This is a genomic window from Pseudomonas sp. FG86, from assembly GCF_057808775.1.
Map to the genome: position 1 here is coordinate 12,713 of NZ_JBMDIS010000054.1, position 13,729 is coordinate 26,441.

Sequence of the window (13,729 nt, forward strand, 5' to 3'; positions counted from 1 at the left end):
AATATCGACCATGCAATGGATTTTCATGCTGATTGGCCTGGTGCTCGGCTGGACGCTCGATGAGTCGTTCAGTGACGCGGGCATCGGTGCGCTGTTGGGGTTGGGCATTGGCCAGGCGATTCGCCTGTCTAGGCTGGCGACCCAGGCGCAGCAGCAGGCTGCTCAGTTGGAAACCACGCAGAAGGCGTTGATCGCCCTGGGCGAGCGCCTGCGGCAACTGGAAGTGCCCGCGCCAACGAGCAATGGCATCGTCGAAACGCCTGTCCCTGAGCCGACACCTGTCGCCAAGGCGCCTGAACTGGTGTGGGAACTGCCGGTTGAGTTGGCGCCTGTGGCGATGGTCGCCGAACCGAGCCAACCACTGCCGGATGACGTCTGGACGCCCGCTCCGACGCCGCGTGCGCCTCAAGAACCTGTCGCTCCCCGTGGCCCCAACCTGATCGAACGCGCCATCAGCGGCGCACGCAATTGGCTGTTGGGTGGCAACACCGTGCTGCGTGTCGGCGTGGTGCTGTTGTTCCTCGGCCTGGCGTTCCTGTTGCGCTACGCCACCGAAGGCATGGTGGTGCCGATCGAGTTGCGCTACGCCGGGGTGGCTGCGGCCGCCGTGGGCCTGCTGGGCCTGGGCTGGTGGTTACGACTGCGCAACAGCAACTACGGATTGATGCTGCAAGGCACCGGGATCGCGGTGTTGTACCTGACGGTATTTGCCGCGATGCGCCTGCACCCGTTGATCGATCCGAGCGCGGCACTGGGCCTGCTGGTAGCGATCACCGTGTTCTCGGCGATCCTGGCGATTACCCAGGATGCCCTGGGCCTGGCCTGCGCGGCGGCACTCGGCGGGTTTGCAGCACCGATCCTCACGTCCACCGGCGCCGGCAACCATGTGGCGCTGTTCAGTTATTTCGCCCTGCTCAATGCCGGCATCCTCGCCATCGCCTGGTTCAAGGCCTGGCGCCTGCTCAACCTGATCGGCTTTGTCGGCACCTTTGGCATTGGCTTCGCCTGGGGTTTGCGTTCGTATACTCCGGAACTGCTGTGGAGCACCGAGCCGTTCCTGATCCTGTTTTTCCTGATGTACCTGGTCATCGGCCTGTTGTTCACCCGCCGCAAATTGCTGGAGATGAACGACGCGCCCGAAGATGGCAGCCGGGGGGCGCTGCTGCGCTGGTCGGCGGCCAAGGGCGATTACGTCGACGGTAGCCTGCTGTTCGGTCCGCCGTTGGTGGGCTTTGGCTTGCAGTTCGCACTGGTGCAGCATTTGGAGTTTGCCGCTGCGTTCAGCGCCCTTGGCCTGGGCGTTATCTATATGGGCCTGGCGCGATTGCTCAGTGGCGGGCGTGCCTTGCTGCTGGCGGAAACCTGCCTGGCCCTGGGGGTGATCTTCGCCAGCCTGGCGATTCCCCTGGGCCTCGACGCACGCTGGACGGCGGCGGCCTGGGCCGTGGAAGGCGCCGGGATCTTCTGGCTCGGCTTGCGTCAGCAACGGCCGTTGGCGCGAGCCTTCGGCGTGTTATTGCAATTGGGCTCGGCGCTGGCCTTTCTCAGCGAACTGCGCGTTGGCGACCATACGTTGCTCGACGGTGCGCCATTGGGCGCGCTGCTGCTGGGCGCGGCGCTGCTGTTCAGTTTCGACCAACTACGCAAGGCGTCGCCGGAGCAGGCGGCGGGATGGGAGCGCAAGGGGCTGCCAGTGCTGGCCAGCCTGGGCCTGACCTTTTTGTACCTGCTCGCGCCGCTGTTGTTGCTGACCCAAGGCACCGCCATCAGTTGGGCGGTCGCCGGCCTGGCCACCCTGTGGATCGGCCTGCGCATCGGCTCGCGTACGTTCCTGTTTAGCGCGTTCGCCGTGCAACTGCTGGGCGGCGCGCTGTTTCTGCTGCGTTTGCAAGGCGGTGAAGGGGCGGCGGTATTCAGCGCGGGCTGGAGCGGCCTGCTGACGGCGTCGCTGATCGGCCTGGCCTTGATTGGCGGCATGCTCCTGGCGGTGCGCGACGACCAGGTGCGTGGCGATGTGCGGCTGTTGCGTGGCCTGTCGGTGGTGCTGCTCGCGGGTCTGGTATTGATCAACCTTGCGGTGCTGTTTGTGCTGCCATGGGAAAGTGCCAGCGGTGTATGGGCGGCCAGTGGCTTGCTGATCATCTGGTTGAGCCTGTACCTGCAACAGCGCGTCAGTTTTGTATTTGGTTTGCTGCTGCAGGTGATCGGCGGTGCTGCGTTCCTGCTGTCGGTACCGGAGCTGCTCGGACCGTTGACCCCTGAAGGTGTGCGCCCCTTGGGGCACAGCGGTTTCTGGACGCCGATGGTCCTGGGCCTGGCCGCCCTGGTTGGCGCGTGGCGCTTGCAGCGTGAACCCCATGCGCCGATGTTTGCCGTACTCAAGCTGCAACGCCTGTCCGACCTGTTGCTGGTGTGGGGCGCGGTCTGGTGGGCCGTGGCGCTGATCAGTGAAGTGTTGCGGTTTATCCCGCGGGAACTGCAGGGGGCTTTCCTGTTGGGCTGCGCGGCGCTCAGCGTGGCACTCTGGGCGTTGCTGGCGGCGAGATTGCGCTGGGCGTCGCTGGGCATGCTTTGCACCGTGTTGATGCCGGCGGCGGGGGTGGTGTTGCTGGTGTCCGCGCATGACTATTACCACCCGGCGGCCCAGTACGGCTGGCTGGCCTGGCTGACAGTATTTGCGGTGCACTTCGTGTCGTTGCGGCGGCTGGCGGCAGTGGCGCCGGGCAAGGCGCTGAGTGTCGCCCATGTGCTTGGCTGCTGGATGCTGATCGGCGTGCTGGCCCTGGAGCTGCGTTACGGCTTGTTGCGGCTGTCGGCCGAATACAACGCCTGGCGCTGGCTGGGCTGGGCGATTCTGCCAAGCCTGTATCTGGTGCTGGCAGCCACGCCGCGTCGTTGGCCGTGGCCGGTGTCGGCTTACCCGAAAGAGTACCGGGTGCTGGCGGCGCTGCCGCTGGCGGTGTTGATGCTCGGTTGGTTCTGGCTGGCCAATAGCTTCAGTGACGGCACGGCCAGGCCGTTGCCGTATGTGCCGCTGATCAGCCCGCTGGACCTGGGGCTGCTGTTTGCCCTGTTCGGTGTGTATCTGTGGTCGCGCAGCGTTGCGCCGCAACGTGGGGCTCGAGTCGAGTTGATCGCCGAAGGCGTGGCAGGTCTCTCGCTGTTTGCATTCTTCACCGCGCTGGTGATGCGCGCCGCCCACCACTGGGGCGGCGTGCCGTTCCAGGTGGATGCGTTGCTCGAATCGATGCTGGTACAAGCCAGCCTGTCGATCGTCTGGACCCTGGTCGCCCTCGGCCTGATGATCGGTGGCCACCTGCGCCATCGCCGCGAAGTGTGGCTGATCGGCGCAGCGTTGATTGCCGTGGTGGTGGCCAAGCTGTTCTTTGTCGAGCTGAGCAACCGTGGCGGCCTGGCGCGGATCGTGTCGTTTATTGGCGTGGGCGGGTTGTTGCTGGTGGTGGGCTACTTCGCGCCACTGCCGCCCAAGCGTGCCGAACCTGTGCTGGAAACTGAAGGAGCATCCTCTTGATCGGTAAGTTGAGCGTGGCGGTAGTGGGGTTGTGCGCAACGTGGTCGGTGTGGGCCCAGGAAACGCCTGCCGATTTCACCACCCAGGTGCCGCTGAGCGTCAGTGGCAACGGCCCCTGGTATCGCCTTGAATTGCCTTTGGCTGTGCAACTGGGCGCACGCCAGGCCGATCTCAGTGATGTACGCGTCTTTAACGCGGCCGGTGAACCCCAGGCCTATGCACTGTCGCGACAATCGCCCCAACACACCGAAAACCGCAACGTCACCGAGGTGAAGTGGTTCCCGCTGTACGCGGCCGACACCCACGAAACCTTGCCCGATGTGGTGGTGAAGTCCAGCGCCGAAGGCACCTTGCTCGAGGTACGCCCCTCCACCGCCGCCAAGCCCGGCAAGCAGGTGCTGCGCGGCTGGGTACTGGACGCCAGCGCGATCAAGGCACCGTTGCAACAACTGAGCCTTGACTGGAGCCACGAGCAGGAGGGCTTCCAGCGTTTCAGCATTGAAGCCAGCGATGACTTGCAGCACTGGGAAGCCTGGGGTGATGGGCAAGTGGCGCGCTTGTCGTTTGCCGACGAGCGGGTCGAACAGCATGACGTCAGCCTGCCGGGGCAACCGGCGCGCTACCTGCGCTTGTTGTGGCAAGGCCAGGCGGCGCCGCTGCTGACCTCGGCCAAGCTGACAAGCGCCACCCGCAGCAGTTTACCGATGCCCTTGGTGTGGTCGCAGCCGCTCGCCGGTTCGCGGCTCAAGGCGGGGGAGTACAGCTGGCAGTTGCCGACGGGGCTGAATGTCGAGCGCCTGCGCGTCGAATTGAAGCAGCCCAACACGCTGGCGCCCGTGACCCTGGCGGGGCGGCGAGACAGCCAGCAGGCCTGGCAGCCGCTGAGCAACGGTGTGCTGTACCGCCTGACCCAGAATGGCCAGGACGTGGTGCAGGATGAATTACCGTTGCCGGGCCAAACGGTTACTGAGCTCAAGTTGCAGGTGGATGAGCGCGGCGGTGGCCTGGGCGTCGAAGCCCCGGCACTGCGCGTTGCCGTGCGTGCCACGCAACTGGTGTTCCTGGCGCGCGGCGAGCCGCCATTTACCTTGGCGCTGGGTAATGCGTCGGCCAAGGCGGCGAACCTGCCGCTGTCGACCCTGATCCCTGGCTACAACGCCGAGCGTTTCAATACGTTGGGGCAGGCCCAGGTAGCCGGGGGCGTGACCGTCACGTCGCCTGCGGCCGCAGCCGCTGTCGACACCGGGCCGAACTGGAAAAAGTTCGGGCTCTGGGCCGTGTTACTGCTCGGCGTCGCGGCGTTGGGGGCCATGGCCTACAGTTTGCTGCGCAAGCCTGCGGCGGTACGTTAAATAAAGTCCATGAACTCTATTGGGTTTAAATCCTCTGATAGGAGGAAATACGCCCCGACTCGCGTTAAACTGCGCGGGTTTTTAAGCCCCCCCATACATCGGAGCCTTCCATGTCCCGCGTTACCCTGAGTCGCTATTTGATCGAGCAGACCCGCAGCAACAACACGCCTGCCGATCTGCGCTTCCTTATCGAAGTGGTGGCGCGTGCTTGCAAGGAGATCAGCCACGCCGTGTCCAAAGGCGCACTGGGCGGTGTCCTGGGCAGCATGGGCACTGAAAACGTCCAAGGCGAAGTGCAGAAGAAACTCGACGTACTCTCCAACGAGATCCTGCTCGAAGCCAACGAATGGGGCGGTCACCTGGCCGGCATGGCGTCCGAAGAAATGGACAATGCCTACCAGATCCCGGGCAAGTACCCGAAAGGCGCCTACCTGCTGGTGTTCGACCCACTGGACGGTTCGTCCAACATCGACATCAACGCCCCTGTCGGTACCATCTTCTCGGTATTGCGTTGCCCGAACGAATACCTGAGCCAGAACGAAGCCCTCAACGAAAAGGCCTTCCTGCAGCCAGGCACCGAGCAGGTTGCGGCCGGCTACGCGATCTACGGCCCGCAGACCATGCTGGTGCTGACCCTGGGCGATGGCGTCAAGGGCTTCACCCTGGACCGTGAAATGGGCAGCTTCGTACTCACCCACGAAGACATCACCATTCCTGCTGCCACGCAGGAATTCGCGATCAACATGTCCAACCAGCGCCACTGGGAAGAACCGGTCAAGCGCTACGTCAATGAATTGATGGAAGGCGAAGAAGGCCCGTTGAAGAAGAACTTCAACATGCGCTGGGTTGCGGCGATGGTGGCTGACGTGCACCGTATCCTGACCCGCGGTGGCCTGTTCATGTACCCACGCGACAGCCGCGAGCCGTCCAAGCCGGGCAAGCTGCGCCTGATGTACGAAGCCAACCCGATGTCGTTCCTGGTTGAACAGGCAGGCGGTGCGTCGACCGACGGCCATCAGCGTATCCTCGACATCCAGCCCGAAGGCCTGCACCAGCGCGTGGCGGTGTTCCTGGGTTCGAAGGAAGAGGTTGAGCGCGTAACCGGTTACCACAAGAAGTAACTTTTCGCGATAAGTGATCGGCGTTGTTGTGAGCCGGTTCACCCTTAAATAAGCCCCGAAACGTTTCAGCGTTTTCGGGGCTTTTTTGTTTTCGTTCGTCGGGAACCAGACACCTCTTTTCCCTTCTAAGCTTCTGGCAGATACCCAAGCTGCTTCGTCCCTCCAGGAGTTATTCCATGTCGTTACGCCGTCTCGCTTTGCTGGCTTTTTGCGTGCTGTTGGCCGCTTGCAGCAAGGTCAACCAAGAAAACTACGCAAAGTTGTCGGCCGGCATGGCCAAGGCCGAGGTGGAGTCGTTGCTGGGTAAGCCGACCGATTGTTCCGGCGCACTGGGCATGTCCAGTTGCACCTGGGGTGATAAAAACAGCTTTATCAGCGTTCAATATGCCGGTGACAAGGTTCTGATGTTTTCCGGGCAAGGCCTGAAGTAAACCGGGGCGAGAGCCTGCGGGAGAAGAAGAATGATGCGTTTTGTTTTGTTCCTTTGTGCCAGCCTTTTTTTGGCGGGCTGTGCCAGCCATTCTGGCGACGATCTGCAACCCAAGACAGCGAGTAACGTCAATCTCAAGCGTTACCAGGGTACCTGGTATGAGTTGGCTCGATTGCCGATGTACTTCCAGCGCAACTGTGCACAGTCCGAAGCCCGCTACACATTGCTGCCCGATGGCGATATGTCGGTGTTCAACCGCTGCCTGACGACTGACTGGAAGTGGGAAGAAGCCAAGGGCACGGCTACGCCGCAGGTGCCGGGCAAGACCGACAAGCTCTGGGTGGAATTCAATAACTGGTTTACCGCGTTGTTGCCGGGCGTCGCCAAAGGCGATTACTGGGTGTTGTACGTCAGCGATGACTACAAGACCGCCATCGTTGGCAGCCCGAGCCGACGTTATATGTGGATCCTGTCACGTACGCCGACGGTCAGCGCCGATACCCGCGAAGACCTGCTCAGCAGGGCGCGCCAGCAGGGGTATGACACCACGCGTTTGATTTGGCGTACGTCGGACAAGCAGATGGCGAAGACCTCGCAGTAAACAATGTGGGAGGGGGGGCGTTGTGGCGAGCGGGCTTGTCCCGCGTTGGGGCGCGAAGCGGCCCCCAAACCAGCTACTGAGGCGTACCTGACACAGCGCAGGTGTCTTTTGTCAGGGGCCGCTTCGCGCCCCAACGCGGGACAAGCCCGCTCGCCACAGAGGCCCCCGCTAAATCGGAGATTTAGCGGGGGCCTCTACATTTGTTATGGATTGCCTGTCAGCCCAACAAATCCCTCAAGACCTGCGTAAACGCCCGGCTGCTTTCTTCCTCGCCGGCATGCCGCCCATCGCGCACTACCCACTTCCCGTTGACCATTACATCGCGCACCTGTCGATCCCCACCGGCAAACAACCAGCGATTGAGAATCCCGTCTTCGGTTGCCGTCGCCAGGTACGGATCGTTGCCGTCCAGCACGATCCAGTCCGCACGCTTGCCCACTGCCAATTGCCCAATCGGCTGCCCCAGCGCTTGGGCGCCGCCGTCGAGCGCGGCGTCGAACAGCGTGCGGCCGACCATCGGCTGATCACTGCGATACAGGCGGTTGCGCCGCTGATCGCGCAGGCGCTGGCCGTATTCCAACCAGCGCAGTTCCTCCACCACGCTCAGCGACACATGGCTGTCGGAGCCAATTCCCATGCGCCCACCCTGGGCGAGAAAATCCACGGCCGGGAAGATCCCGTCGCCCAGGTTGGCTTCGGTGGTCAGGCACAAACCGGCAATCGCCCGGCTCCTGGCCATGCGTGTGACCTCTTCCGGGTTGGCGTGGGTGGCGTGGACCAGGCACCAGCGTTCGTCGACGTCGACATTGTCGTACAGCCATTGCAGTGGGCGTTTGCCGCTCCAGGCCAGGCAGTCGTCGACTTCTTTTTGCTGTTCGGCGATGTGGATGTGCACGGGGCAGGTCTTGTCGCTGGCTGCGAGTACCTCATGGATCTGCTCCGGCGTGACCGCACGCAGGGAGTGAAAACACAGGCCCAGTTGTTGCGCTGGCTGCGCCGCGAGGATCGGTTGCAAGCGTGCCTGCAGGTCGAGGTAGTTTTCGGTGCTGTTGATAAACCGGCGCTGCCCTTCATTCGGTGCCTGTCCGCCAAACCCGGAGTGGCTGTACAGCACCGGTACCAGCGTCAGGCCGATCCCGCTGCTCGTGGCGGCCTGGCTGATCTGGCGCGACAGTTCCGTGCGGTCGGCATAGGGCTGGCCGCTGACGTCGTGATGCACATAGTGAAATTCAGCCACCGAGGTGTAACCGGCCTTGAGCATCTCGATGTACAGCTGTCGGGCGATGACCCGCAACTGCGCCGGGTTGATCTTGCCGACCATGCGGTACATCAAGTCGCGCCAGGTCCAGAAGCTGTCATTCGGGTTGCCGGCGACTTCCGCCAGGCCCGCCATGGCGCGTTGAAACGCGTGGGAATGCAGGTTCGGCATGCCCGCCAGCAGCGGACCTCTGAGCCGTTCGGCGGCGTCTGCACTGGCATTGGCCTGGACGCGTGTCAGTACGCCAGCGGCGTCGACTTCAAGACGTACATCGTTGGCCCATCCATTAGGCAGCAGCGCGCGTTCGGCAAAGAAAGCGGACATGATTAGAGCACCCCGGTCGTGTGTTTATTTGTATATACATATACAGACGTTTGCCTGCTCGGTAAACTCCGGCAATCTATGCATCTTTTCCACCTGCAAGGATTCCCTGTGCCGACTCCGCCCGCCAAGTCTTCGCTGGCTGCCCACATGGACGAAAGTCCGGCGCCCTTGTATGCCCGCGTCAAACAGATGATCAGCCAGCAGATCCTCAACGGCAACTGGCCGCCCCATTACCGCGTACCGTCGGAGAGCGAACTGGTCAGCCAGCTGGGTTTCAGCCGCATGACCATCAACCGCGCCCTGCGCGAACTCACCGCCGAAGGTTTGCTGGTGCGCATGCAAGGCGTCGGTACGTTTGTCGCCGAGCCCAAGAGCCAGTCCGCGCTGTTTGAAGTGCACAACATTGCCGATGAGATCGCCTCCCGCGGACATCGCCATACCTGCCAGGTCATCACCTTGGGCGAAGAGGCCGCCGGTTCCGAGCGCGCCGTCGCCCTGGAAATGCGTGAGGGCGGACGGGTGTTCCACTCGTTGATCGTGCATTACGAAAACGATATTCCCGTGCAAATCGAAGACCGTTTCGTCAACGCGCTGGTCGCCCCGGAATACCTGCAACAGGATTTCACCCAGCAAACGCCCTACGCCTATCTGAACCAGGTGGCGCCGCTGACCGAAGGCGAGCACGTGGTTGAAGCGATCCTCGCCGATGCCACCGAGTGCAAACTGTTGCAGATCGAGCCGAGCGAGCCATGCCTGTTGATTCGCCGCCGCACGTGGTCGGGTCGCCAGCCGGTGACCGCCGCGCGTTTGATCCACCCCGGTTCCCGTCATAGCCTGGAAGGACGTTTCAGTAAATGAGTGCAGTGAAAGTCTGGCGCGCCACCGATTACGTGCGCATGCCGTGGAAAAACGGCGGTGGCAGCACCGAAGAAATCACCCGTGATGCTGGCGAGGGCCTGGAGGGGTTTGGCTGGCGCTTGTCGATTGCCGACATCGGCGAGTCGGGCGGTTTTTCCAGCTTCGCCGGTTACCAGCGCGTGATCACGGTGATCAAGGGCGTCGGCATGGTGTTGACCGTGGATGGCGAAGAACAGCGCGGCCTGTTGCCCCTGCAACCATTTGCCTTCAAGGGTGATAGCCAGGTGTCATGCCGCTTGATCACCGGGCCGATCCGCGATTTCAACCTGATCTATTCGCCCCAGCGTTACCACGCGAGGCTGCAATGGGTGGACGGTGTGCAGCAGTTCTTCAGTACCGCGCAGACCGTGCTGGTGTTCAGCGTGGCGGATGAAGTGAAGGTGCTGGGGCACACGCTGGGTCATCACGATTGCCTGCAAATCGACGGTAACACCGGCCTGTTGGACATAGGCGTGGCTGGCCGCAGCTGCATCATCGAACTGACCGCACGCGGTTAAAAACTGTGGGAGGGGGCTTGCTCCCGATATAGGTGTGTCAGTACCAGATGGGCTGACTGATCCACCGCTATCGGGGGGCAAGCCCCCTCCCACATTTGTTTCCCACTGTTCTTGCGACCTGTTTCCAACTCCCGCACCATTTTGTTACCGAACGCCCCAGCGTGGCGCAAAACCGCGCTGTCGTGACAAACCTCCCTCGCTATAAAACGCCTTCGTAAGAAATTTCATCATCCCTCCAGGCCTTAATTTCCAAGGCTCGAACGCGCTTTCCAAAAAAATCCAAACACCTCGCTCAGAAAGTTGGCCGCCTGATTGCATATGCTTGTATGTACAAGTAAAGATGTGTGCGTAAGACTCTCCTTCGCACCGTCCATGTTCGCGCATCATGCCGAGGAGTCCAGCTGTGACCGATTTTTCGAAAGCAAGGCCTACAAAATACCGTGACGTCGAAATCCGTGCCGCCCGCGGTAATAAGCTCACCGCCAAAAGCTGGCTGACCGAAGCGCCGCTGCGCATGCTGATGAACAACCTTGACCCGCAAGTGGCCGAGAACCCGAAAGAACTGGTGGTGTACGGTGGTATTGGCCGTGCAGCGCGCAACTGGGAGTGCTACGACCAGATCGTCGAAAGCCTCACCCACCTGAATGACGACGAAACCCTGCTGGTGCAATCCGGCAAACCGGTCGGCGTGTTCAAGACCCACACCAATGCGCCGCGCGTGCTGATCGCCAACTCCAACCTGGTGCCGCACTGGGCCAGCTGGGAACACTTCAACGAACTGGATGCCAAGGGCCTGGCCATGTACGGCCAGATGACCGCCGGCAGCTGGATCTACATCGGTAGCCAGGGCATCGTCCAAGGCACGTACGAAACCTTCGTCGAAGCCGGTCGCCAGCATTACAACAGCGACCTTAAGGGCCGTTGGGTACTGACCGCCGGCCTCGGCGGCATGGGCGGCGCTCAACCACTGGCCGCAACCCTGGCTGGCGCCTGCTCGTTGAACATTGAATGCCAGCAGGTCAGCATCGATTTCCGCCTGAACAGCCGTTACGTCGACGAACAAGCCACCGACCTCGACGACGCCCTGGCTCGCATCGCCAAATACACCAAAGAGGGCAAGGCGATTTCCATCGCCCTGCTGGGTAACGCCGCCGAAATCCTGCCGGAACTGGTCAAGCGCGGTGTGCGCCCGGACATGGTCACCGACCAGACCAGCGCCCACGACCCACTCAACGGTTACCTGCCGGCCGGTTGGACCTGGGACGAATACCGCGCCCGCGCCAAGACCGAACCGGCGGCCGTGATCAAGGCCGCCAAGCAGTCGATGGCCGTGCACGTCAAAGCCATGTTGGAATTCCAGAAGCAAGGCATCCCGACCTTCGACTACGGCAACAACATCCGCCAGATGGCGCAGGAAGAGGGCGTGGAAAATGCGTTCGACTTCCCAGGCTTCGTACCGGCGTACATCCGCCCGCTGTTCTGCCGTGGCATCGGCCCGTTCCGTTGGGCGGCGCTGTCCGGTGACCCGCAGGACATCTACAAGACCGACGCCAAGGTCAAGGAGCTGATCCCCGACGACGCCCACCTGCACAACTGGCTGGACATGGCGCGCGAGCGCATCAGCTTCCAGGGCCTGCCGGCGCGTATCTGCTGGGTTGGCCTGGGCCAGCGCGCCAAGCTGGGCCTGGCGTTCAACGAAATGGTGCGCAGCGGTGAGCTGTCGGCACCGGTCGTGATCGGCCGTGACCACCTGGACTCCGGCTCGGTGGCCAGCCCCAACCGCGAAACCGAAGCCATGCAGGACGGTTCCGACGCCGTGTCCGATTGGCCTCTGCTCAACGCCTTGCTCAACACCGCCAGCGGCGCGACCTGGGTTTCGCTGCACCACGGCGGCGGCGTGGGCATGGGCTTCTCCCAACACTCCGGGATGGTAATCGTCTGTGACGGCACCGACGAAGCCGCTGAGCGAATTGCTCGCGTACTGCACAACGACCCGGCCACCGGGGTGATGCGTCATGCCGATGCGGGTTACCAGATCGCGATCGACTGCGCCAAAGAGCAGGGGCTGAACCTGCCGATGATCAAGTAACCGATGTGGGAGGGCGCTTGCTCCCGATGGTGGTGTATCAGCCAATAGGTCTGGCGACTGACCCACTGCCATCGGCAGCAAGCCCCCACCCACATGTGATCGGCGGCGAACCCAAAACAATCCATCAGAGGTTGAACACCCATGGCTGCAAATGATGCGCGTGCAAGCACCACCCCGTTGATCGAAAGGCGTTCGATCGACTACATCCCGGAAGCGGAAAGACACGGTCGTCTATTGAGCCAGTTCACCCTGTGGCTGGGTGCCAACCTGCAGATCACTGCGATCGTCACCGGGGCCCTGGCCGTGGTGCTGGGCGGTGATGTGTTCTGGTCGTTGATCGGCCTGCTGATCGGTCAACTGCTGGGCGGTGGTGTGATGGCGTTGCACGCGGCGCAAGGGCCCAAGCTGGGCCTGCCGCAGATGATCTCCAGCCGGGTGCAATTCGGTGTGTATGGCGCGGCGATCCCGATCGTACTGGTCTGCTTGATGTACCTCGGTTTCACCGCGACGGGCACGGTGCTTTCCGGTCAGGCGCTGGGCCAATTGTTCGGTGTCAGCGACAGCGTCGGGATCCTGGCCTTCGCCAGTGTCATCGTGCTGGTCACGGTGCTCGGTTATCGGGTGATCCACTTTATCGGCCGCGTTGCCAGCGTCATTGGCGTGATTGCCTTTGTCTACCTGTTCAGCCGTCTGATGAGCCAGGCCGACGTTGGTGCGCTCCTGCAAATCCGTCACTTCAGTTGGAGCAGCTTCCTGCTGGCGGTGTCGCTCGCGGCATCCTGGCAAATCGCCTTCGGCCCTTACGTGGCGGACTATTCACGCTACCTGCCGAGCACGACGTCCTCGGTGAAAACCTTTCTGGCGGCCGGTGCCGGTTCGGTGGTTGGCGCACAGGTGGCGATGATCCTCGGCGTGTTTGCCGCGGCCATGTCCAACGGGCAATTTGCCGGTCATGAAGTGGCCTACATCGTAGGTCTGGGTGGTGCGGGGGCCTCGGCTGCGCTGCTGTACTTCAGCATCGCGTTCGGCAAGGTCACCATCTCCACGCTGAACTCCTACGGCAGCTTCATGTGCATCGCGACCATCATCAGCGGCTTTCGGGGTCGCCTGGAGGTCACGCGCTTGCAGCGTCTGGTGTTCGTGCTGGCTATCGTTGGCGCGGCGACCCTGATCGCCTTGCTTGGCCAGCACTCGTTCCTCGGTGCATTCAAGTCTTTCATCCTGTTCCTGCTGGCGTTCTTTACGCCTTGGAGTGCGATCAACCTGGTCGACTACTACTGCATCACTCGTGATCGCTATGACGTGTCGGCGCTGGCCGATCCGAACGGTCGCTACGGCCGTTGGAACCCGGTCGGTATCAGCGTCTACGTATTCGGGGTGCTGGTGCAATTGCCATTCATCTCCACCAAGTTCTACACCGGCCCGCTGGTGGCGGCCCTGGGGGATGTGGACATTTCCTGGATCATCGGCCTGGTACTTCCCGCCGCGCTGTACTACTGGGCGGCAAAAAAATGGCCCAGATCGATGCCTGAACACCTGATCCTGCCGCTAGAGCAGGGCGCTGTACCAACGACGACAAACGGGCTGGTTGCACAGGCCTGAGGGGA

The 13,729-nt window shown here is 62.3% G+C and carries 10 protein-coding genes; 9 read left to right on the forward strand and 1 reads right to left on the reverse strand.

What is annotated here, in order from left to right:
• Positions 1-10: 10 nt before the first annotated feature.
• From ACODSV_RS25665 to ACODSV_RS25685, 5 genes are all read left to right on the forward strand, one after another.
• Entirely contained in the window at positions 11-3,532 is a 3,522-nt protein-coding gene (locus ACODSV_RS25665; RefSeq protein WP_150055427.1) for a DUF2339 domain-containing protein, read from the forward strand.
• On the forward strand, positions 3,532-4,884 hold the full coding sequence (locus ACODSV_RS25670; protein ID WP_150055428.1) for a DUF3999 domain-containing protein: 1,353 nt from the start codon (positions 3,532-3,534) through the stop codon (positions 4,882-4,884). The genes ACODSV_RS25665 and ACODSV_RS25670 overlap by 1 nt, the downstream gene beginning before the upstream one ends.
• A gap of 110 nt (positions 4,885-4,994) precedes the next feature.
• A complete protein-coding gene (locus tag ACODSV_RS25675) occupies positions 4,995-6,005 on the forward strand; it encodes a class 1 fructose-bisphosphatase (protein ID WP_024072906.1) in 1,011 nt (336 codons plus the stop codon).
• A 176-nt stretch (positions 6,006-6,181) separates the two neighbouring features.
• Complete coding sequence (locus ACODSV_RS25680) at positions 6,182-6,436, forward strand: hypothetical protein (RefSeq protein ID WP_017849914.1); 255 nt, start codon at positions 6,182-6,184, stop codon at positions 6,434-6,436.
• Between the two features lie 30 nt (positions 6,437-6,466).
• Positions 6,467-7,036 (forward strand): lipocalin family protein, encoded by a 570-nt coding sequence (locus tag ACODSV_RS25685; protein WP_024072907.1) that lies wholly within the window; start codon positions 6,467-6,469, stop codon positions 7,034-7,036.
• Between the two features lie 217 nt (positions 7,037-7,253).
• On the opposite strand, the gene ACODSV_RS25690 is transcribed toward ACODSV_RS25685, so the two are convergent.
• The gene (locus ACODSV_RS25690; protein ID WP_150055756.1) at positions 7,254-8,618 is read right to left on the reverse strand and encodes a formimidoylglutamate deiminase; all 1,365 of its coding nucleotides are present in this window, start codon (positions 8,616-8,618) and stop codon (positions 7,254-7,256) included.
• 147 nt (positions 8,619-8,765) lie between these two features.
• Between ACODSV_RS25690 and hutC the strand changes: the two genes are divergently transcribed.
• The 4 genes from hutC (at position 8,766) to ACODSV_RS25710 (ending at position 13,724) form a co-directional block, all read left to right on the forward strand.
• A complete protein-coding gene (hutC, locus tag ACODSV_RS25695) occupies positions 8,766-9,476 on the forward strand; it encodes a histidine utilization transcriptional repressor HutC (protein ID WP_223817892.1) in 711 nt (236 codons plus the stop codon).
• Complete coding sequence (locus ACODSV_RS25700) at positions 9,473-10,033, forward strand: HutD/Ves family protein (protein WP_150055755.1); 561 nt, start codon at positions 9,473-9,475, stop codon at positions 10,031-10,033. The genes hutC and ACODSV_RS25700 overlap by 4 nt, the downstream gene beginning before the upstream one ends.
• A gap of 385 nt (positions 10,034-10,418) precedes the next feature.
• Positions 10,419-12,122 carry a urocanate hydratase gene (hutU, locus tag ACODSV_RS25705; RefSeq protein WP_051448859.1) on the forward strand — a complete coding sequence of 568 codons (1,704 nt, stop codon included), beginning with the start codon at positions 10,419-10,421 and terminating at the stop codon, positions 12,120-12,122.
• Between the two features lie 141 nt (positions 12,123-12,263).
• Positions 12,264-13,724, forward strand: coding sequence for a purine-cytosine permease family protein (locus ACODSV_RS25710; protein WP_024072912.1), 1,461 nt, complete (start codon positions 12,264-12,266; stop codon positions 13,722-13,724).
• The last annotated feature ends 5 nt before the right edge of the window (positions 13,725-13,729 follow it).

Excerpts from the sequence above, each read along its gene's own strand:
- ACODSV_RS25665 (WP_150055427.1), top strand. The coding sequence starts at position 11 with ATGCAATGGATTTTCATGCTGATTGGCCTGGTGCTCGGCTGGACGCTC.
- ACODSV_RS25675 (WP_024072906.1), top strand. The coding sequence starts at position 4,995 with ATGTCCCGCGTTACCCTGAGTCGCTATTTGATCGAGCAGACCCGCAGC.
- ACODSV_RS25680 (WP_017849914.1), top strand. The coding sequence starts at position 6,182 with ATGTCGTTACGCCGTCTCGCTTTGCTGGCTTTTTGCGTGCTGTTGGCC.
- ACODSV_RS25685 (WP_024072907.1), top strand. The coding sequence starts at position 6,467 with ATGATGCGTTTTGTTTTGTTCCTTTGTGCCAGCCTTTTTTTGGCGGGC.
- ACODSV_RS25690 (WP_150055756.1), bottom strand. The coding sequence starts at position 8,618 with ATGTCCGCTTTCTTTGCCGAACGCGCGCTGCTGCCTAATGGATGGGCC.
- hutC (WP_223817892.1), top strand. The coding sequence starts at position 8,766 with ATGGACGAAAGTCCGGCGCCCTTGTATGCCCGCGTCAAACAGATGATC.
- ACODSV_RS25700 (WP_150055755.1), top strand. The coding sequence starts at position 9,473 with ATGAGTGCAGTGAAAGTCTGGCGCGCCACCGATTACGTGCGCATGCCG.
- hutU (WP_051448859.1), top strand. The coding sequence starts at position 10,419 with ATGCCGAGGAGTCCAGCTGTGACCGATTTTTCGAAAGCAAGGCCTACA.
- ACODSV_RS25710 (WP_024072912.1), top strand. The coding sequence starts at position 12,264 with ATGGCTGCAAATGATGCGCGTGCAAGCACCACCCCGTTGATCGAAAGG.